The sequence below is a fragment of the Winogradskyella sp. ECml5-4 genome, assembly GCF_036903175.1.
GTDB classification, from domain to species: Bacteria; Bacteroidota; Bacteroidia; order Flavobacteriales; family Flavobacteriaceae; genus Winogradskyella; species Winogradskyella damuponensis.
The window spans coordinates 260,743-280,922 of record NZ_JAYJLF010000008.1; the positions used below are offsets into that span (position 1 = coordinate 260,743).

Here is a 20,180-nt window from a genome sequence, read left to right on the forward strand (position 1 = left end):
CTATTAATTCCCAACCGCCTTTAAAGAATCGATTTGACGCTGTAATCTATCAATAGCATCTGTATTATCTTCTACTTTTGGAATACGCATTAAAGAATCCATTTCGCGTTCCATAATATCTTCATCTTTTGGCTGTTCGTTGTAATAATAGCCAATACCTTCACTGGCTCTCCAAGCTTCATTTAACTGATTATACACTTCCTCATCCCAAGTACTTGGATGTTTTACATCTATCCAAATCACATCTCTGTATTCGCTATCAATTAAAACCAAATCTGGTGTAGCAGAACCATCAAATTGCTGAGCATCTGAAGAACTAATAGAAGATATAGTTCCTAAGAAAAACATACGCTTTCTACCTGCAATATCTTTAATATAAGGTCTAAACTCTACTGGTGTACTCGCATTCCAATCGTATTCTTTTCGAGATTCTTTTACTTTTAAAGGCATTGCAGAAACACCTGCATAACCTTGTTTTTTGGTTGCATGATCATAGTAATACATTTTATCCGTTCCATCTGCTGGAATAAAAACGCTATAACTTAAACTGGTACGTTCATTTCCTACTGGTTCTAATCCAAACCAATGGTATAAGCCACTGTATGCATCAGAGTTTGAGCCTGCAAAATCAAAATCAGTAACATAAGGTTGTTGGTTTTGGTCTTTTGGCATTATTGGAATTTTTACAGCCGTTTCCATATTCCAAGGTAATGGATCACTAAAACCACCTAAAAACTTTAACGATTCTGCTTGCAACTGTGATACCTTTTCTGCTAAGGTGTTTTGTTTATTTAAAAACGGATAATTTTTAATATTATCTGGACTCACAAATGTGCCTTTTCCAATGGTAATACGCTCTATATAATCATTAATATCGTGCTCACCACTATCTATAATCATCACACCACCAAAACTGGGATATGGAAAAAAGAAACCTTTCCATTTTATTAAACTCACCACTTCTACCCAATTACCATCATCATTTTTCATGTAAAACGTATCACTTGGTTCATAATTAAATAACATCCAAGGATTAAAACGTTGCACAACAGCATTGTATGTGTTACGACTAAATTTTAAAGATTCTCCAATTGAAAACGTTACCGAAATACGATTTTCGTTAGAAAAACGAGGAAATGGAGTTGTACTACTCACAGCAAACACTTCTTCTGTGTTATCACTTATTTGCTGCATTACATACTTCTCACTTGGCTGAATAGCCATAGTCCATTTATTTTGATCATCTACTCTAACCAAATGCGGTAAAGACACATCTTTAGTTTCTCCAACACTTTCGTTGGCCATAGAAAAGATGTTTCTTAAGGGTTGGATACGTTCGTTTTGTGTTAATGGTAGTTCGTTAATTTCTACTTTATTAAGATCATTAAACACATTATAGGTTTTCATGTAGTCGTACATTTTATAATGCCAACCAACACCATATAGCAATCCAAAAAAGACAATTAGTAATGCTAAAATTCCTAAACGACTACCAACATGAGCAGAGTTTCTAAATTTACGCAAACCAAAATATAAAACTAAGCCACTAACTAATATGACGAAAATATACTTTCGTAGAAATAGCAAAACAGGTTGGTAATCGTCTCTAAAAAAGAACAATAAAATTAATAATAGCAACACTACGAAAATGGTGATTCGTTTTTGTTTACCTCCTTTATTCCAGTATGATTTTATCATAGTATCAATTTCTCATTGCGAAGCTGACTATTTTTTCAACTCTAGCAATCGGTTTGTTTTATAATTATTAAGTCATGTTATGTAAAGCACTTAAACTTCATAACGTATTTCAACTACATTAGACCCTTATCTTTCAATCGGTCACGTGCACTTGTTTTTTCAACTTCAGGTTTAGATTTAATTTCTTGTTTCACTTCTGTTTCAACCTTAGCATCTTTTGATTCTAAATCATGAATAAAATCTTTTCCTTTTTCAACAGTATCCTTAACAGCATCTAAAAGCGAATCACTTTTTTCGTCAATAACCTCAGATGATTTAAATACAAAATTTGCCAAATACGTCCCTAATAAGGTACCAAAAATACTAGATGCGAATAATGATATGGTTGCTAAATCAATAGGAATTACAAATCTAACGACAACAATTCCAACTAAAAAAAGCACTCCAATATAAACCAAACGCATTAAAAAAGACTGCTGATATAGAAACCCTTTTGTACTACTTTTAGGCATCTGTAGCTCTTTAGAGTAAAATATCTTATTAAAAAAACGATATACTTTGTTACTTTTAGATTCGCGCCAATACAATACAATTCCAAACAGTATGGCTGCAATAAAAACTATTATTTCGAGTGACATCATAATCTATGTTTTGGTTTCTTATAAAATTAGTCTAATTATATTAAATATTGTTACGAATACGCTCAATTACCCAATCCTTAAAAGAATCGTCCCAAGTGTCGTAATTTTTATAAAACTGTTCTTTATCATACCAATACAAGAATAACACATCCATTGGCGCAATATTAATTAACAATTTATGTATTAAATCACGATGCTCAGACGACAATGACGAATGTGGCTGATGCAACGCAAAATATAAATCTTGATCTACGATATCTTCAATTTTATAAGCATTACTGCGTTCTAATTTTTCAAGATACAGTTCAACGCTCATTACTTGCTTCCTCGCATTGATATCAATTTTATTCAAATAACTTTTGAATAACACTTTATCATTCAAAATAGCTGCAATTGGGTGTTCTGTATCTTTTAAAAATTGTGCTAATTCGTATTTCTTAATTCGGTCGTAATTTGGTGTTTTTACAATGTGTTCTAAATCACATTCTATAATGATATGATCCTTTAATTTAGCAACTAATTCCGGTTGTGAGATATGATAAATTAGCACATCGTGAATGGTATCTTTTATGGCTTCTTTATAAAATTCTTTGCTTTCAAAAACAACAATTGGTTTTATAAAATCTCGAAGCAAATACACACCATCAAAAGCTCTTGTATAAAATGAGCCTGTTGTATATTGTAATGGTCCTAAGCTTAAATCTCTGCCTCTTAAATCGCCATAAGTTGTAGCAGAATTTAATAATAGCTGGTGAATATCTTCATCTATAAAATTATTACCTAGCCTAAACCTATCTACTAATCTTAATTGCTCCTTTTGCTTTTCTTCGAGATGATCAATTAAGCGGAAAGTAATATTGACTTTGTCATACTTTAAGACATCTAAAGGTTCATAAAACACATCGATGTCTTGATCAAAATCAATACAGATAGCAGAATCTCTAGTAATATCATTGATTTTCTGGCCATGTGTTCTAAACACATGTTGCATCATATCTTTATCAAACGAATGAAAAGGTAAATACACAGGTTTTCCTTTTTGCAATGGAGAAATAATAATACCATGCGGATTTGCATCACCATGATTAAGGTAATGCATATTATTCATTTCTTCAGCAACTTCAGGACTCCAACCAATACCATCTATAAAAAAAGAGGTCAATGTTGTTTCTTTAAACCCTAGAGTTTTTAAGCATTTATTGTAACGTTCTACTAATTTTCCACTGATGGGAATAAGTTCGCTTCTGTATAAATTTGCTTGTTTTAGTTTTTGCATCTTGTTGCCGCAAATGCGGTAATCTAAATTTTTCTTTTATTCTTTTTTGACATGAATTTTACTAATTCTCACTAACTCTAGTGATAACGTATAGTATTCAAATATATCAAAACTCTATATTTTATTTCAAATCAGGTTCCTATCTATACAGGAATTAATAATTCATTAATCTGAGCGTATTGCAATAACATAATCGTTTTTGCATCTATAATTTCTTCGTTCTTTACCATTGCTATAGCTTTAGAAAATGAAAGTTCTAAAATTTCAATGTCTTCATCTTCGCTTTCTAATCCTCCACCTTTACTTACTTTCATGGTTTCATTATATTCTGCCACAAATAAATACATCTTTTCCGTCAAGGCACCTGGTGAGGTATATGCGGTTAAAACTTGTTTAGCATTATCAATTTTATAACCCACTTCTTCTTCTGTTTCCCTAATTATGGTTTCTAAAGGCTTATCATTATTATCTATGGCACCTGCACAGGCCTCAATAGACATACCTTCATTTTTATTGTTCTCATAAGCAGGCATACGGAACTGCTTAGTAAGAATCACCGTTTGTTTTTTTACATTATACAGTAATATAGCAGCACCATTACCACGATTGTAACATTCGCGAGATAAACGTTTCCATTCTCCATTTTTAAATTGATAATCGTAATCAATTCTATCTAATCTTGCCCATTCTTTAGAAAGGGTTGTTTTAGTTATGTTTTTTAGGTTGTTCATGAGATTTTTCGTCGCTTATGCCTTATTCTGTCTGAAAGACAAAAACTTCATACTTTTAATATTTCACTTTATTTACCAAACTGTTCTCTAGCTTCAGTTTCAATATTCAACTGATTCACTCTTGCATCCACTTTTCGTTTAAAGTCTGTATCTGCAATCGTTGCCACATTATCTAAATAACGAATGACTTCTTGTCGTCTTATATCTGAAAAGTTTAAACCTTTCATATTAGACTTCATTAATTCTTGAAGCATATTAAATTTGGTATCATAATCCTTTTTAAAATAGGTTTCAGGATTTTCAAACCAGTCTTGTTCTAAATCGAAATCGGTTAATCGTAATGAAATTGCAGATTGAATATTACGCACATCTCTTGAAGAGAAAAACGGAAATATCTTCTGAATTTCTTTATACAGAGCCGCATAAAACATGTGATCATTAGTTTCATGAAGCTTTTCAATTTTATCAAAGGTTTCGTGAACACGTGCTTCTGAAGGATGCTCTATGGCATTCAGAATTTCTCCCATGCTGTTTGCCAAACCTTGATCTGACAAGTATTTATAGGTTTCAGGATCGTCCATATTTACGAAATCTGGCATGGTATTTTGCAATTTCTTCCACCAGATATAGTCTTGGTCTACAAAATCGTGCTCAGTACGTGCACCATCTATTTTAAATCGACCTTGCACACGAGAAATCACTGCTTTATCTAACATTTCAGGCAAATTGGTAAATAAACCAATAGAACTGTTTCCGTAATTAACGGCATAAGCACCTTCGGTATACCTTAAAAATACACCAATCACCTCTTTAACACCAGCAGAAACTCCTTGCGCTGTTCGTTCTTGTAAATTATTTTCGGCATCATCAATAGGTGCAAAAATTAATTTTGTAGGATCTTGTAATGGCTTCATCCACTCTACCATTTTCTCTGCTGAACCACCTTGAAAGGTACTAATTAAAGTATCAGGCATGGGATGGAATAAAAATGGAATATCTAAATTATCAGAATGTTCTTTTAATCGGGTGGCGATGGCAGCAATCAACATACTTTTTCCTGTTCCCGGAATTCCATACCCCATAAAAACTGGCATAAAACCGCCTAATTCTTGAAAAGGATTTTTCTTAGCTTCAAAATCGTAACTCAGCATACGTTCGGTTAAACGACGTGCAAAATGTTTGGCATCTCTGTTACCTACAATTTGCTCAAACTGAATTTTATTAAACTCAACACTCTTAGCTGTACCAGAAAAAGCATTCTCCCAACCCGAAATTGCAAAGTCACTATTTTCTAACTTGTAAGTTCTGTCAACAATCGTTTCTGTATATTCTAAGCTACTTTTGCGTAGTTGAATTTCATCTATTAAAGCTTCAAAATAAACAACCGTAAAATCAATAACATCTTTGTCTGATTTAATGATTTCTGGATGCCCTAAATATTTGTCGTAATAAAATAACTGACACGAAATACCTTTTAAAGGTGTTAATAGAGACACTTCCGGAATACCTGCAAACTTCTGTTTCATCACCGATAAATCGTCTGAAGCATGTGGTTTTAAATCGTGTAAAATCTTATACGCTGTTGCAAACAACATAAAAGCCGTTGCTGTATGCATTTTGCTTTCGTACTCTCTCCTTCCAGAACGATCTAATGCCGATTTGTTTTCACTTAAACTCGATAAACCTGAAGCATCGTAATAGGAATCCTTAATCCAAATACCAAGATTTAAACCTTCCTGTACAGCATACAACGTTTGATTTAAATAAATTGGAAGTGCCACTGATTCTGGTAACAAACGTTTCTTTAAAGCTAAAACCGTTTTTGAAACAGATGTAACATTAACATTACTACCGTTATTCGCCCTAGATAAATACAATAAGATTGATTCATCTTTAGCATCATTATCTTTGTTTTTAGCGCGTTGACTTTGCTCCCATTGTATGGATTTTAAATACGATGTGGCTTCATCGCGAAGCATATCTAATTCATTTTGTTTTATAGGGAAAGTTGAGTTGTGTTCCATTTTTTTAGTCTTCAGTTTACAGTATGCAGGCTTCAGTATTTACTGTTCCAGCTTACTCTTGCTTTTTATTTAGTCTTCAGTCTTCAGTACCAACTGTTGCGACTTCTTGTGTTGCTTAGTATTTTTATAATTTTATAATCCGAATTTATCAGGATGTTTCATCATGTAATTGATAAGCTTTCCTATTTCTTCACTTTTATATTGTAATTCATTTTTCTTTTCTTCTGAAATATAATCACATGCTAAAGTAAAATCCAGCCATAATTGTGTTTCAGAATTTTCACTGTCAGCGTCAGATAATTTACTTTTAAAATGCTTTTCGAACTGTCGTTTTCTATAGCCTTCAGCAATATTAGAACAAACCGACGTACTAGATCTTATCATTTGCGACGATAAGCCAAATATTTCAGCCTTAGGAAACGCTTTAACTAAATGAAATATTTCCATTGCTAAATCGAATCCTTTTTGATAAGCCAATAATGTTTTAAAAGACATATTAATATTTACTGATTCTGACTGCTAACTGAGGACTGCACACTGCAGACTCATTCCATTTTTAATTCAGAAATCTGAATAGGAGACATTGCTAACTTATTCATAATTTCAGGTGTTTTATTATATAGTAATTGTATGATTCGATGTGGCGCAAAGACGTATCGTTGCCTAAACATAGCATCCCAACGTTGATAGGTTTGTTTGCTAAAAAAACCACCTTCTTTAAATTCGCTTCCCGATTTTAATTCGTCTACTTTTAGTGAAATTGCATAAGATTCTAATGGAATTTCTTTATTTGCAATGCCTTGTAAAATGGCATGTGTCACTTTATTTTCATCCTTAGCAAACACATTATGAATTGGTCCTAAATCTACACGTTTTATCAGTTTGGGTAATACTTTTGGCAAACGCTTATCTATGCCGTAAGCCATAGTATCTAAAGCCATTTCTCGGTCTGCAATAGACTTTAAAGCACTGTATATTTCACTGCGTTCTTTTAAAGGATCTTTGCCATCGTAATCAAAATACATGTAGCAAATGAATGGTCTGTTGTGAGATACATCATAGAAGCTCCAGCTCACTAAATATTCAGCCGCTGAACCTTCTGGTGCTGCTATTATTTTACCTTGAACAAAACGGTTAAAAATATATTCTTTTTTGGCCGAGGTATAATACACTATTGAAGCTGCCTGAAAGAGCTTACGTTTAGCGATAGGTTCTTTCTTTCGCATCAAAGTGTCTAGAAATTCCTCTTTTAGCGTTTCTACATCTGTAAGCTTACCTAAGTAATCTTCTCGTAATGCTAAATCATTAAACAAATAGCGGAATTCTAAATAATTAGGAAAGCTTGAATCAGTTAAATCTACTTTCATGTTTTCCTCTTCGTCATACATGTATTTTACACGCATGGCTTCAATAGAATACAGCAACAAATCACTGTATTGCTTAAAGAGAAGTACTTCTTGTTGATTTAGTATTTGTTTTTGTTGTACAGCAACGATGAGTTCCTTTAATGCAAAATCTATCATTCTGTGATAGAACACATATTGTTCTTTGGAATCTAATATGGCGGAATCTAATGGTGTTACTATCATTTTTGTAGGCAATTGGCAGTATTCAGTTTGTAGTATACCAAGAATACCTGAAAAGTATTATTTAAAAATATATTGAATATATAGTGTTAGCCACAGTATTCAGTCTTCATTTGACTGTTAACTGAATACTGCTGACTCACAACTTATTATTATCCTAAAAGGTCATCTTCGTTAGCTTCTGGTTTTGGTTCGCCTGCTGGCTCTCCTCCTCCGTCACCTGAAGGTGCGTTTGCATCTGCTGCGTAGTAATCTTCAAAAATTTCTTTCATATCAATTCCGTAACGCTCAGCAAAATTCTTTTGAATAGACTTATCCTTTTCTCTAATTTCACTTAAAGCTTCGGCATAACTACCATAAACCCCTTGCATAACTTTTTCGTGCACTGGAATATTATCCATCATTTCTTGACGTGCTCTAGCACTTGCAGTATGCATTGCGGCTAAAGTTTCACCAATATGCTCGTCTGTCTTAACACCTAAATGCTCTAAAATTGCTGCGAATTCTTGATCTGTACGTGCTTTTAAAGCTACCACATAACCATCGTAATATTTAAGACGCTCGTCTGTATCTGACTTTAATTTTGCACGATGCGTTTGTAAGTTACTACGTAAAGACGTTAATACTTTAATAGTTAAGTTATGTTTATGAACAAAACTATCTTTAGAAGCTGCTAATGTGGTATAAGCATTTTTAAGGCCTTCTAATTCTTCTACTTTTTGCTCTAAGGTGGTTACTTTGCTTAAAGCATCTGAATAATCTGTAGATTGTTTATCTGCAACTTCTTCTAAAGCTTGACGCGCTTGTTTTAATAGAGCATATTGCTCTTCAAGCTTATCCTCTACTTCTTTTTTCTTTTGAAGTGCTTTGGTATGATTATTAGACGCTTCAACAATAGCTGTTTTAAGACTTTCTTCGACTTCTTTTATTTCGATTTCTCTATCTTTTAAACGCTTAATTGCAGCCTGACTCTTAAATGACAATTCATTTAATAAGGTTTGAACATCTGCTGTTTCAATACGTTGTTGAAACATTGCTTTTGCTTTATTGTCTGATGCATCACGTTCTTTTTGAGCATTTTGAAGTTCTTGCTCAGCATCTTTAATCTTACTTTTACGTCCCCAAAGATTGTTCCACCACGTATCTGGTTTATTATTTGCATCTTCAAGTTCTACTTTTGCGCGCTCTAAACGCTTAACGGCATCATCAATGATTTTTTGCTCTGCGGCATTTAATGCAGAAAAGCCTTCAAACATAATACCAACTTCGTCCTGATAATCTGTTAAGTCTTTAATGGCATCTAATAAAGTAGTTCTATCTTTTTCGGCCATATCTACCACATTATCTAAGGTGGCATTTAATATTTTCTGACGACTTTCAGGATCATCTTCTTGTGCCAATTTAGACTTCATTTGGTCTATGGCTTTTCCCCAATTGACATCAACTTTCGCTGCTTTTTCGTTGGAACTTGTTTCTAATAAATCAAAATCATCAGACATATTGTGTGTGGTATTTGGTTGAACTATTTTCTGTAAAGCAATTTCGGTATTTTTTTAAGACTATAAAAACTTTACTTACTAAAATATATGTAGTCATACTTTTAACATTGTTACAACTTTCTTACTATTTTTTTAATATCTATGACACTACACCTACCAAATCTTAATTAATACCATATTTCTCATTTTATGGCATAATAACAAATTATAGTACTGTTAAAATTTGATTTATTAACAAATAACTTAATGTTGATTTTCGCTTAGAAACACTGTGTTTCGTCGGACATTACAAACGCTTAATCGATAAATTTGTTGATTAAAAATTGTAAATATTTTAATATTAAGTATTTAACATTAAGTTTTTTTCTATCTTAGCATTCTAGAACCCAATTCTAAAACCATACTTATATGTTTAGTAACCTGCTTTCCAAAGCCTTAATTGTGACGACTACGCAACTTACTATGATTTTAATAGCTGTAGCGTCCATTTTTCTCGTTTTTATTCTTATAGCTATTGTGAAGATGTATAAGTTAAAAGCTGAAAACAAAAAATTAATGCAAACCAATGCCTACAAAGATTACGAAGAATCCAATCAAGATATTCCTAGTGGACATCTTTATGGCGACAACTAAAGCAGTTATTTAAAAACTAAATTTATCCGTTTTTATGGGCTGTTTTAACAAAGGCTACTTATAAAATCGTTACTACTTATAGGTTAGATTTGGTCATTTCTCTTAAATCCCATAAATTAAAATCAATACTAAAATATTTATAAAATAATCTCATTTATATATCATAAAAAAAGCCAGCAAAATTGCTGGCTTTTTTAGTTTATAACATTTAGTATTATCGTACTAATTTCTTATACTTAATTCGTTTTGGCATTAAATCACCACCCAAACGTTTCTTCTTATTTTCCTCGTATTCACTAAATCCGCCTTCAAAGAAATAGACTTGAGAATCTCCTTCAAAAGCTAAAATATGCGTACAAATTCTATCTAAGAACCATCTATCGTGACTAATCACTACAGCACAACCCGCAAAGTTCTCTAAACCTTCTTCCAGAGCTCTTAATGTATTAACATCTAAGTCGTTAGTAGGCTCATCTAAAAGTAACACATTACCTTCTTCTTTAAGTGTCATAGCCAAGTGTAAACGGTTACGCTCACCACCAGAAAGTAGTTTTACCTTTTTATTTTGTTCACCACCAGAGAAGTTAAAACGGCTTAAATAGGCTCTAGAATTTACTTCCTTTCCTCCCATCATAACCAACTCTTGCTCATCACTAAAGTTTTGCCAAATTGTTTTTTCAGGATCTATATTAGAATGCTTTTGATCGACGTAAGCAATCTTTGCTGTTTCACCAACTTTAAATTCTCCTTTATCAGGATTCTCCTCTCCCATTATCATTCTAAAAATAGTAGTTTTACCAGCACCATTAGGACCAATAACACCAACTATTCCTGCTTGAGGAAGATTAAAATTTAAGTTGTCGTATAACAATTTATCATCATAAGCTTTAGCAACTCCAATAGCTTCAATTACATTAGTTCCTAAACGTGGACCGTTAGGAATATAGATTTCTAATTTTTCGTCAAGTTGTTTTTGATCTTGACTCATTAATTTATCATAGTTCTTCAAACGTGCTTTTTGCTTTGTTTGACGCCCTTTTGCTCCTTGACGTACCCAATCTAGCTCACGCTCTAAAGTCTTTTGACGTTTAGACGCTGTTTTACTTTCTTGAGCCATTCGTTTTGATTTCTGATCTAACCAAGACGAATAATTTCCTTTCCAAGGAATTCCTTCTCCTCTATCGAGTTCTAAAATCCAGCCAGCTACATTATCTAAGAAATATCTATCGTGTGTTACAGCGATAACAGTACCTTTATATTGTGCTAAATGATGCTCTAGCCAATGTACAGACTCTGCATCTAAGTGGTTGGTAGGCTCATCTAATAACAATACATCAGGCTCTTGTAATAACAAGCGACATAAGGCTACACGACGACGTTCACCACCAGATAGCACTCCAATTTTCTTATCACCATCTGGAGTTCTTAGCGCATCCATTGCAATTTCTAGCTTGGTATCTAATTCCCAAGCATTAGCTGCATCAATCTGATCTTGCAGTTCTGCTTGGCGATTCATTAGCTTTTCCATCTTATCGGCATCGCTATATACTTCCTCTAATCCAAACTGGTCATTGATACTATTATATTCATCAAGAATAGCCACAGTTTCAGCTGCTCCTTCCCGTACAATTTCCATAACCGTTTTATCGTCATCCAATTGCGGCTCTTGCTCTAAGTAGCCAACCGTATAACCTGGTTGAAAAACCACATCTCCTTGGTAGTTTTTATCTACACCTGCTATGATTTTTAAAAGCGTAGATTTACCAGAACCATTTAGACCTAGAATCCCAATCTTAGCACCATAAAAGAAACTTAAATATATATTTTTTAAAACAGGAGTATTTGCTCCTGGAAAGGTCTTTGTGAGACCAGACATTGCAAAAATTACTTTTTTATCGTCACTCATAATTGTTAGTTTATTTATTGTAAAGTTAAACTATTGAACATCACAAATTAATTACACACGTCCTTTTAGAGCATTAAAAACCCATGCTATACAGAAAAAACCACCACCAACAGCAGCAAATCCCCAACCTGCAACATCATCGTATCGGAATGCGCCAAGCGCAATTAATCCAAATCCTACAAAAAGCATAATCCATGTAGCCCAAGCTAATACTGTATTTTTATTCATTGCCATAATCAATCTTAATTTTAATCGTTAGTTAGTTTACAAATATCGCATTTTAAATAAAAAAAGCATCACTATTTGTGATGCTTCTAATGTAAATTGTATCAAAAACTAAAAATTAATCATAGGAACTTCAATAAACAATAGCTCACTATTGGTTTTGGCTGTTATATTAAAACTATCCGTTTCTGAAATCCCTATAGCATCTCTAGACACTAAAATATCTCCTTCAATTTTGGCTTTACCAGAAATCAACATCACATAAACACCATGAGTCTTTCCTTTTAATTGATATGTGAATGCTTCGCCTTCTGACAAATCAATTCTTGAAAGCTTAGCATCTTGATGAATTTTAAGACTTTCTGTATCACTATCATCAAAAGATGTTACTAATGTTTGAAGCTGTCCTTTTCGACCTTCAACCTTAAATGTTTTCTGATCGTAACGTGGTTCAACATTTCGTTCTTGTGGTATTACCCAAATTTGGAATAGACTTAAATGCTCATCAAGCGATCCATTAATTTCAGAATGTTGAACGCCTGTTCCTGCTGACATCACTTGCACTTCACCAGGAAGAACAGCTTGCCAATCATCCTTCATATTATCGCGATGTTTTAAAACACCTTTTAATGGCATGGTTATAATCTCCATATTATCATGAGGATGTGTTCCAAACCCCATTTTTGGTGCTATAATATCATCATTTAAGACTCTTAATGCACCAAAATGCACGCGTTCAGGATTATTCCAACTTGCAAAACTAAAGGAATGTTTAGCTTGCAACCATCCATGATCTGCAAAACCTCTAGTGTCTGCTTTATGTAGTACTTTTTTCATGATAATGTCCTTTTATTGGTTTTAACTAGCGCATTTTATCGAGCAGATTACTTAATTGTTCCGCTTCAGCCTCACTTAAATTTTGAATTAACTCTTTATTCATATCATCAGGAATTGTGTTTAACAAATCCAAACCTTGCTGTGTGATTTCAATTTTAACCACACGCCTATCGTGTTCTGATGGCAAACGTTTAATTAATTGCTTAGCACAGAGTTTATCCATTAATCGTGTAGCATTAGGTGAACGTTCTAACATTCTATTTTTAATAGTCTGTACTTTCAAAGGTTCATTAGCACCTCTTAAAATTCTTAAAATATTATACTGCTGCTGTGAAATTCCAAAGGCTTTAAAAGATTCGCTTTGAATACTCGTAATCCAATTAGCAGTATAAATAATGTTTAGAAGCGCCTTAACTCTATTGTTTTCAAATTTTGAATTAATATCTTTAGATAAGTCTCCCATAATTAATAGTCTTAGAATTCTTTTTAAGCTTTGATATCATCATATTGCGTGGTCTTACCAAAAACTTTGGCGACATAAGGGCAACTTGCTGTAGCTTGTAATTTGTTTTCTCTTGCGAAATCTGCAACCGCTTCTATTAATTTATGACCAAGATTTTGCCCTCTGTAATTCGGGTCAATCTCTGTGTGATTGATATCGATAAGACCTTCATTAACGTATGCATACGCAATTTCACCAATTTCTTTCTCATTATCTAAAAGATAGAATCTATTGCTCTTATTTGATGTGTCGTGTTTTAATTCCATGATTATAGACTGTTTTTAAAATGTTCCACTTTATTCAACAATTCTGTATTTAAATCGTCATTAGCAATCTTACCATCAGAAAAATTATCATAAAATGACGGTAGAGAAAACTGCCCTACAATATTAGCATCATGTCTTGGAAAACGATCAGCAGCCAATTCTAAAACCGAAGCTCCACCTCTAGCTCCTGGCGATGTTGCCATAAGTAATAACGGTTTGTTTAAAAACGTTTTTTGCTCTACTCTAGAAGCCCAATCAAATATGTTTTTGAACGCTGACGTATATGCACCATTATGTTCTGCTAAAGCGATTATAAAACCATCAGCTCCTTTTAAATGATCTACAAAAGCTACAGCTTGCTCAGGAAAACCTTGAGCCTGTTCTCTGTCTGAACTATAAATAGGCATTTCAAAATCGTTTAAATCTAATACTGTTGTACTAACTCCATCTACTAATTGGGATGCGTAAGTGGCTAACTGTTTATTAATTGAAGTACTGCTATTACTTCCTGCAAACGCTATAATATGTTTCATTGATTTCTTATTTAGGTTTAATTTATTTTTTTATAAAAGATATATGATACCATTAGTAAAACAAATGCTAATACTGCTGCCATTTGTTCACCATCGCCAATCATATAATGAGCAAAAAAGGCCAATATAAATGCAAAAAAGAAGCCTGAATATGCCCATTCCTTCAAGGTTTTTAAACCTGGTGCCCAAAGCACTATCAATCCTAGTAATTTAACAACAGCATAGGGATATATAATATAAGATGGATATCCAAAATTTGTGAATGCCATTACCATATCGTCATGTTTAAAAAAGTACATGCTAATGGAAAATAACATTAACAAGGTTAATAAGCCTGTAGCTACGTAATAAATAATTTTATTTTTTTTCATTTTTTATATGTTTTAATGATACAAATCTACAACAAAACAAATTAGTTTCCAAGGAAAATAATTCCATGTAATATTATTTAGCAAAACATTCGCTTTCCAAACATCGTTTCGTTTTGTAAATTCGTGCAAAACAAATCTGTATTAATGGATATCAAATTCAACCAAAACGAAGACCACAATAAACTTTTAGTTTCTGATCTAAAAAAACGCTTTGCAAAAGTAAAGCTAGGTGGTGGCGAAAAAAGTATAGAAAAACATCACGCAAAAGGCAAAATGACAGCTCGAGAGCGTATAAACTATCTGTTAGACCCAAAATCTAAATCTATAGAGATTGGTGCTTTTGCAGGTGAAGGCATGTATGAGCAATATGGTGGTTGTCCTTCTGGAGGTGTCGTTGTAAAAATGGGCTATATTAAAGGTAAACAATGTATTGTTGTTGCTAATGATGCCACAGTAAAAGCTGGAGCCTGGTTTCCTATTACAGGAAAAAAGAATTTACGTGCTCAGGAAATCGCCATAGAAAACCGTTTACCAATTATATATTTGGTGGATAGCGCTGGAGTTTTTCTACCAATGCAGGATGAGATTTTCCCAGATAAAGAACACTTTGGGCGTATTTTTAGAAATAATGCTGTAATGAGCAGTATGGGAATTACGCAAATTGCCGCTGTCATGGGAAGTTGTGTTGCTGGTGGTGCTTATTTACCAATTATGAGTGATGAAGCTTTAATTGTAGATAAAACCGGAAGTATTTTCTTAGCGGGAAGCTATTTAGTAAAAGCTGCCATAGGTGAATCTATAGATAACGAAACCTTAGGAGGAGCAACAACACACTGTGAAATTTCTGGAGTTACAGACTACAAAGCTAAGGATGATAAAGATGCTTTAGATAAAATTAGAAACATCGTTGATAAAATCGGTGATTTTGATAAAGCAGGTTATAATAGAACTGATTCTAAAAAACCAAAAGAGAATCCGGATGATATCTATGGAATTCTTCCAAAAAGTCGTGCTGACCAATACGATATGAAAGAGATCATAAAACGTTTGGTAGATAACTCTGAGTTTGACGAATACAAACAGGATTATGGCAAAACTATTATCACAGCTTATGCTAGAATTGAAGGTTGGGCTGTTGGAATTGTTGCCAATCAAAGAAAATTAGTAAAAAACAAAAAAGGTGAAATGCAATTTGGCGGTGTTATTTATAACGACTCTGCTGATAAGGCAACGCGCTTTATAGCAAATTGTAATCAGAAGAAAATTCCTTTGGTCTTTTTACAAGATGTCACAGGATTCATGGTTGGTAGTAAATCTGAACATTCTGGTATTATAAAGGATGGTGCAAAAATGGTAAATGCTGTTAGTAATTCTGTAGTTCCAAAATTCACTATTGTTTTAGGAAATAGCTATGGAGCCGGAAACTATGCGATGTGTGGAAAAGCTTATGACCCAAGGTTAATTGCAGCTTGGCCAAGTGCCGAACTTGCTGTGATGAGTGGTAATTCTGCGGCTAAAGTTTTATTACAGATTGAAACGGCTTCGCTAAAGAAAAAAGGCGAAAAAATAACAAAAGAAAAGGAAGAAGAATTATTTAATAAAATTAAAGATAGATACGATGATCAAGTATCTCCTTATTATGCTGCGTCTCGTATTTGGACTGATGGTGTGATTGACCCTTTAGATACCAGAACATGGATTTCTATGGGCATAGAAGCCGCAAATCATGCTCCTATTGAAAAACCATTTAATATGGGTGTGTTACAAGTTTAAAGTAATTTGTAATATAACCACATAAAAAAAAGAGCGCAAATTGCGCTCTTTTTTTATATAATAATATGCTATTAAAGGGTTAACCCTTCACGTTTAGCTTTCTTTTCTTCTCTAATTTCTTTTAGACGTTCCATTGATGCACCAAAAATCCAGTAAGGAATAACGAAAGTTAAAAGGAAAATCATTAACCAAAAGCCTATAGTTAATATGGTTAAAAATGCTAAAAATCCTAAATATTGATCAAAGTCGAACATAATTCTTGTATCGTTTACGTTTTGTTAGTACAAAGATATAACCAAAATATAAGTTTTACAATAGGTAATCTTAGTTTTATTAACAGGTTATTAAAAAAATTTATAGAGACTTCATTAATAAATCTGCTGTAGCAGGATTTGTAGCCAAGGGCACATTGTGTACATCACACAGTCTCATTAACATAAGAATATCTGGTTCATGCGGATGGCGATCTAATGGATCTCTAAAAAACAAGACCATATTACACTGTCCTTCTGCTACTCGCGCTGCTATTTGAGCATCTCCTCCTAAAGGACCAGATAATAACGCATTAACATTAAAACCTGCTTTAGAGACTTTTTCTCCAGTTGTTCCTGTAGAAACTAGGTTGATATTTTTGTGATGTAAAATTTCGCTATGCTCATTTAAAAACTGAACCATTTCTGCTTTTTTTCCATCGTGAGCTATTATAGCTATTTCCATATTAAAGATTTTTAACGTGATACTCGACTAAACCTTCTATTGGTCGTCTTACAAAATTACCGACTTTAAATCCGTATTCTTTGGCTACTTGCTTAATTTCATCTTGTCCAAAATAGGCAATAGAACCTGCAAAATGAACCGGAGTTCCTGCTTTTAATTCTTCTTTATATTGAAGAATCATATTTTCTGCAAACAGACGAATTCCTTTAGTTATGATATTACTAATATATTCAGAATCCTTATTAATAAACATAAACTCTGCATGGTCTGCTAAATAAGCACTAGGATTGGTTTGCTTATAAAGGTTATACTTAATATAGTCAGCATCTAGATTATGTTTGTGAGCAAAAGCCACGCTAATAGTATCTGGCATCTTTTTAAAGTAGTAATCCCTAATTAATTGCTTACCAAAATAGTTTCCGCTAGCATCATCCATTAGTATAAATCCAAGACTTGACACACGTTGATGTAAGTCTTTACCATCGTAATAACTACAATTTGATCCCGTTCCTAATATACAAACTACAGCAGCTTCATCATTTGAATTAATGCACGCTCTCACTGCAGCATAAGTATCTTCTCTTACTTCTACTATAGCACTTGTAAAGAACGATTCTAGTATCATTTTCAATAAAAGTCTAGGCTTTTCTGTGCCACATCCTGCGCCATAAAAGTAAACATGTGTAACCTCATTGGCTATTGCCATTAGCTCTTTACTTTTTCGGATCGTTTTATTGAGTTTCTTTTCAGCAACAATTGCCGGATTTAAGCCTTTAGTTCTTATTTTATCAACTGCTTGCTTACCGTTTTGATCTATCGCAATCCAGTCGCATTTTGTTGAACCTCCATCTGTAATTAGAATCATGATAATATTTTTATATAAAAATTCCGTAGCCTATGCAAACACATAATCCTACGGAATTTAAGAATTATATTATAAATTAAAGGTTATTAACCTTCTGTGCTAAATCTACAAGTTTATTAGAGTAACCAAACTCATTATCGTACCAAGATACTAATTTAAAGAATTTAGAATTTAATTCTATTGCAGAATCTGCATCAAATACACTTGTTCTTTCTTCACTAACGAAATCTTGAGATACTACAGCATCTTCTGTATAGCCCATAACTCCATTCATAGAACCTTCTGCCGCTTTTTTAACTGCAGCTTTAATTTCTGCTAATGAAGTCTCTTTTTTAGTTCTTACTGTTAAATCTACTACAGATACATCTACAGTTGGTACTCTAAATGCCATACCAGTTAGTTTTCCATCTAATTCTGGAATTACTTTTCCTACTGCTTTTGCAGCACCTGTAGAAGTTGGTATAATATTGTTAATAGCTGAACGACCTAAACGGTAATTTTTACGAGAAGGTGCATCTACTGTAAATTGCGTAGACGTTGCAGCGTGAATTGTTGTCATTAACGCTTCTTCAATTCCAAAATTATCTTCAATCACCTTAGCTAAAGGAGCTAAACAGTTTGTTGTACAAGAGGCGTTAGACACAATTGTATTATTCGCTGTTAATTTATCATCATTTACACCCATTACAAACATAGGAGCATCTTTACTTGGAGCAGAAATCACTACTTTTTTAGCACCACCATCTATATGATATTGAGCCGTTTCTAGAGTTGTAAAAATACCTGTACATTCTGCAACCACTGTTGCTCCTGCTTCATCCCACTTTAAGTTCTTTGGATCTCTTTCGGCTGTTACACGAATTGTTTTTCCGTCTACAACTAAGTTACCATCTTTTACTTCAACTGTTCCATCAAATCTTCCATGAACTGAATCGTACTTTAATAAATACGCTAAATGTTCTACATCTAATAAATCGTTTATTGCTACAACATCAACATCATTACGTTTTACTGTTGCTCTAAATACAATTCTTCCTATTCTACCGAATCCATTGATTCCTAATTTTAAATTTGCCATTACTCTATCTTTGTTTTTATTTTTGTTCTTAATTATATTGACATTATATCTGAAACTCTTAAAAGCTCCATGTTTATTTTAGATTTCCCTTTTACAGCTTGATCAAATGGTGTTAAATCCATAATATCATTTTTAATACCAACCATATAATTACTTTTACCTGTAATTAAACTTTCTACAGCTTTTACTCCCATTCTACTTGCTAAAACACGATCAAAACAAGAAGGTGCTCCGCCACGTTGCATATGTCCTAAAACAGAAACTCGTACTTCGTATTCTGTCATGTTTTCATCAACATAATCTTTCAGTTCAAAAACACTTTTACCTATTTTATCTCCTTCTGCAACAACAACGATACTAGAAGATTTACCAGAAGCTTTACTTCGTCTTAAAGATTCTACTAAACGATCTAATCCTAAATCTTCTTCAGGTATTAAAATTTCTTCTGCACCTGCTCCAACTCCAACGTTAAGAGCAATATGTCCAACATCACGTCCCATAACTTCTATAAAGAATAATCGGTTATGTGAACTTGCTGTATCTCTAATTTTATCTATAACTTCTACAACGGTATTTAAAGCTGTATCATAGCCAAGAGTATGCGTTGTACCATAAATGTCGTTATCTATAGTTCCAGGAATTCCCATTACAGGAAAATTAAATTCTTGATTAAAAACCATAGCACCTGTAAAACTACCATCACCACCAATAACCACAAAAGCATCAATACCTGCTTTTCTTAATTGATTGTAGGCTGTTTGTCTACCATCTTTAGTTCTAAATCCTTTTGAACGTGCAGACTTTAATATTGTACCTCCTTTATTGATTATTCCTTTTACACTTCGTGCGTCCATCTCAATAAAATCGCCATCGATCATTCCTTCATAACCTCTATAAATTCCGTAGCATTTTATATCATGAAAAGCACATGTTCTAACTACAGATCTAATTGCTGCATTCATTCCTGGTGAGTCTCCACCAGATGTTAAAACACCTATTTTTTTAATTGTATGTAGCAT

At 33.3% G+C, this 20,180-nt stretch carries 22 protein-coding genes; 2 read left to right on the forward strand and 20 right to left on the reverse strand.

Features of this window, described 5'->3' with window-relative positions:
* Positions 1 to 3: 3 nt before the first annotated feature.
* The 8 genes from VDP25_RS10010 to VDP25_RS10045 all read right to left on the reverse strand — a co-directional run bounded on the left by VDP25_RS10010 (position 4) and on the right by VDP25_RS10045 (position 9,455).
* Positions 4 to 1,698, reverse strand: coding sequence for a hypothetical protein (locus VDP25_RS10010; RefSeq protein ID WP_334469347.1), 1,695 nt, complete (start codon positions 1,696 to 1,698; stop codon positions 4 to 6).
* A gap of 113 nt (positions 1,699 to 1,811) precedes the next feature.
* The gene (locus VDP25_RS10015; protein WP_252723643.1) at positions 1,812 to 2,339 is read right to left on the reverse strand and encodes a hypothetical protein; all 528 of its coding nucleotides are present in this window, start codon (positions 2,337 to 2,339) and stop codon (positions 1,812 to 1,814) included.
* Between the two features lie 40 nt (positions 2,340 to 2,379).
* The gene (locus VDP25_RS10020) at positions 2,380 to 3,615 is read right to left on the reverse strand and encodes a DUF6638 family protein (RefSeq protein ID WP_334469350.1); all 1,236 of its coding nucleotides are present in this window, start codon (positions 3,613 to 3,615) and stop codon (positions 2,380 to 2,382) included.
* Between the two features lie 143 nt (positions 3,616 to 3,758).
* On the reverse strand, positions 3,759 to 4,346 hold the full coding sequence (locus tag VDP25_RS10025) for an NUDIX domain-containing protein (protein WP_334469352.1): 588 nt from the start codon (positions 4,344 to 4,346) through the stop codon (positions 3,759 to 3,761).
* A 68-nt stretch (positions 4,347 to 4,414) separates the two neighbouring features.
* Positions 4,415 to 6,370, reverse strand: a complete 1,956-nt coding sequence (locus tag VDP25_RS10030; RefSeq protein WP_334469354.1) for an AAA family ATPase — start codon at positions 6,368 to 6,370, stop codon at positions 4,415 to 4,417.
* A gap of 132 nt (positions 6,371 to 6,502) precedes the next feature.
* Positions 6,503 to 6,865, reverse strand: coding sequence for a four helix bundle protein (locus VDP25_RS10035; protein WP_334469356.1), 363 nt, complete (start codon positions 6,863 to 6,865; stop codon positions 6,503 to 6,505).
* Between the two features lie 50 nt (positions 6,866 to 6,915).
* Positions 6,916 to 7,959, reverse strand: coding sequence for a hypothetical protein (locus tag VDP25_RS10040; RefSeq protein ID WP_334469358.1), 1,044 nt, complete (start codon positions 7,957 to 7,959; stop codon positions 6,916 to 6,918).
* 149 nt (positions 7,960 to 8,108) lie between these two features.
* The gene (locus tag VDP25_RS10045) at positions 8,109 to 9,455 is read right to left on the reverse strand and encodes a microtubule-binding protein (protein ID WP_334469360.1); all 1,347 of its coding nucleotides are present in this window, start codon (positions 9,453 to 9,455) and stop codon (positions 8,109 to 8,111) included.
* 408 nt (positions 9,456 to 9,863) lie between these two features.
* On the opposite strand from VDP25_RS10045, the gene VDP25_RS10050 reads away from it, so the two are divergent.
* On the forward strand, positions 9,864 to 10,088 hold the full coding sequence (locus VDP25_RS10050) for a hypothetical protein (protein ID WP_334469362.1): 225 nt from the start codon (positions 9,864 to 9,866) through the stop codon (positions 10,086 to 10,088).
* Between the two features lie 214 nt (positions 10,089 to 10,302).
* Here VDP25_RS10050 and ettA read toward each other — a convergent pair whose 3' ends face one another.
* The 7 genes from ettA to VDP25_RS10085 form a co-directional block, all read right to left on the reverse strand.
* On the reverse strand, positions 10,303 to 11,994 hold the full coding sequence (gene ettA, locus VDP25_RS10055; RefSeq protein ID WP_334469363.1) for an energy-dependent translational throttle protein EttA: 1,692 nt from the start codon (positions 11,992 to 11,994) through the stop codon (positions 10,303 to 10,305).
* 51 nt (positions 11,995 to 12,045) lie between these two features.
* A complete protein-coding gene (locus VDP25_RS10060) occupies positions 12,046 to 12,228 on the reverse strand; it encodes a CAL67264 family membrane protein (protein ID WP_110475140.1) in 183 nt (60 codons plus the stop codon).
* 102 nt (positions 12,229 to 12,330) lie between these two features.
* Positions 12,331 to 13,056 (reverse strand): pirin family protein, encoded by a 726-nt coding sequence (locus VDP25_RS10065; RefSeq protein WP_334469367.1) that lies wholly within the window; start codon positions 13,054 to 13,056, stop codon positions 12,331 to 12,333.
* Positions 13,057 to 13,081: 25 nt separating this feature from the next.
* The gene (locus tag VDP25_RS10070; RefSeq protein ID WP_334469369.1) at positions 13,082 to 13,519 is read right to left on the reverse strand and encodes a MarR family winged helix-turn-helix transcriptional regulator; all 438 of its coding nucleotides are present in this window, start codon (positions 13,517 to 13,519) and stop codon (positions 13,082 to 13,084) included.
* 23 nt (positions 13,520 to 13,542) lie between these two features.
* Positions 13,543 to 13,824, reverse strand: a complete 282-nt coding sequence (locus VDP25_RS10075) for a GNAT family N-acetyltransferase (protein ID WP_334469371.1) — start codon at positions 13,822 to 13,824, stop codon at positions 13,543 to 13,545.
* A 2-nt stretch (positions 13,825 to 13,826) separates the two neighbouring features.
* Positions 13,827 to 14,357 carry an NADPH-dependent FMN reductase gene (locus tag VDP25_RS10080; RefSeq protein WP_334469373.1) on the reverse strand — a complete coding sequence of 177 codons (531 nt, stop codon included), beginning with the start codon at positions 14,355 to 14,357 and terminating at the stop codon, positions 13,827 to 13,829.
* Between the two features lie 17 nt (positions 14,358 to 14,374).
* On the reverse strand, positions 14,375 to 14,728 hold the full coding sequence (locus VDP25_RS10085) for a DoxX family protein (RefSeq protein WP_215925788.1): 354 nt from the start codon (positions 14,726 to 14,728) through the stop codon (positions 14,375 to 14,377).
* A gap of 144 nt (positions 14,729 to 14,872) precedes the next feature.
* Here VDP25_RS10085 and VDP25_RS10090 point away from each other — a divergent pair, with 144 nt between their 5' ends.
* A complete protein-coding gene (locus VDP25_RS10090) occupies positions 14,873 to 16,501 on the forward strand; it encodes an acyl-CoA carboxylase subunit beta (RefSeq protein ID WP_215925789.1) in 1,629 nt (542 codons plus the stop codon).
* Positions 16,502 to 16,572: 71 nt separating this feature from the next.
* On the opposite strand, the gene VDP25_RS10095 is transcribed toward VDP25_RS10090, so the two are convergent.
* The 5 genes from VDP25_RS10095 to pfkA all read right to left on the reverse strand — a co-directional run bounded on the left by VDP25_RS10095 (position 16,573) and on the right by pfkA (position 20,180).
* Entirely contained in the window at positions 16,573 to 16,755 is a 183-nt protein-coding gene (locus VDP25_RS10095; protein WP_215925790.1) for a hypothetical protein, read from the reverse strand.
* 100 nt (positions 16,756 to 16,855) lie between these two features.
* Positions 16,856 to 17,218, reverse strand: a complete 363-nt coding sequence (locus VDP25_RS10100) for a methylglyoxal synthase (RefSeq protein WP_215925791.1) — start codon at positions 17,216 to 17,218, stop codon at positions 16,856 to 16,858.
* 1 nt (position 17,219) lies between these two features.
* Complete coding sequence (locus VDP25_RS10105) at positions 17,220 to 18,083, reverse strand: N-acetylglucosamine kinase (protein WP_334469378.1); 864 nt, start codon at positions 18,081 to 18,083, stop codon at positions 17,220 to 17,222.
* A 76-nt stretch (positions 18,084 to 18,159) separates the two neighbouring features.
* Complete coding sequence (gene gap, locus VDP25_RS10110; protein WP_215925793.1) at positions 18,160 to 19,161, reverse strand: type I glyceraldehyde-3-phosphate dehydrogenase; 1,002 nt, start codon at positions 19,159 to 19,161, stop codon at positions 18,160 to 18,162.
* A gap of 32 nt (positions 19,162 to 19,193) precedes the next feature.
* Positions 19,194 to 20,180, reverse strand: a complete 987-nt coding sequence (gene pfkA / locus VDP25_RS10115) for a 6-phosphofructokinase (protein ID WP_334469381.1) — start codon at positions 20,178 to 20,180, stop codon at positions 19,194 to 19,196.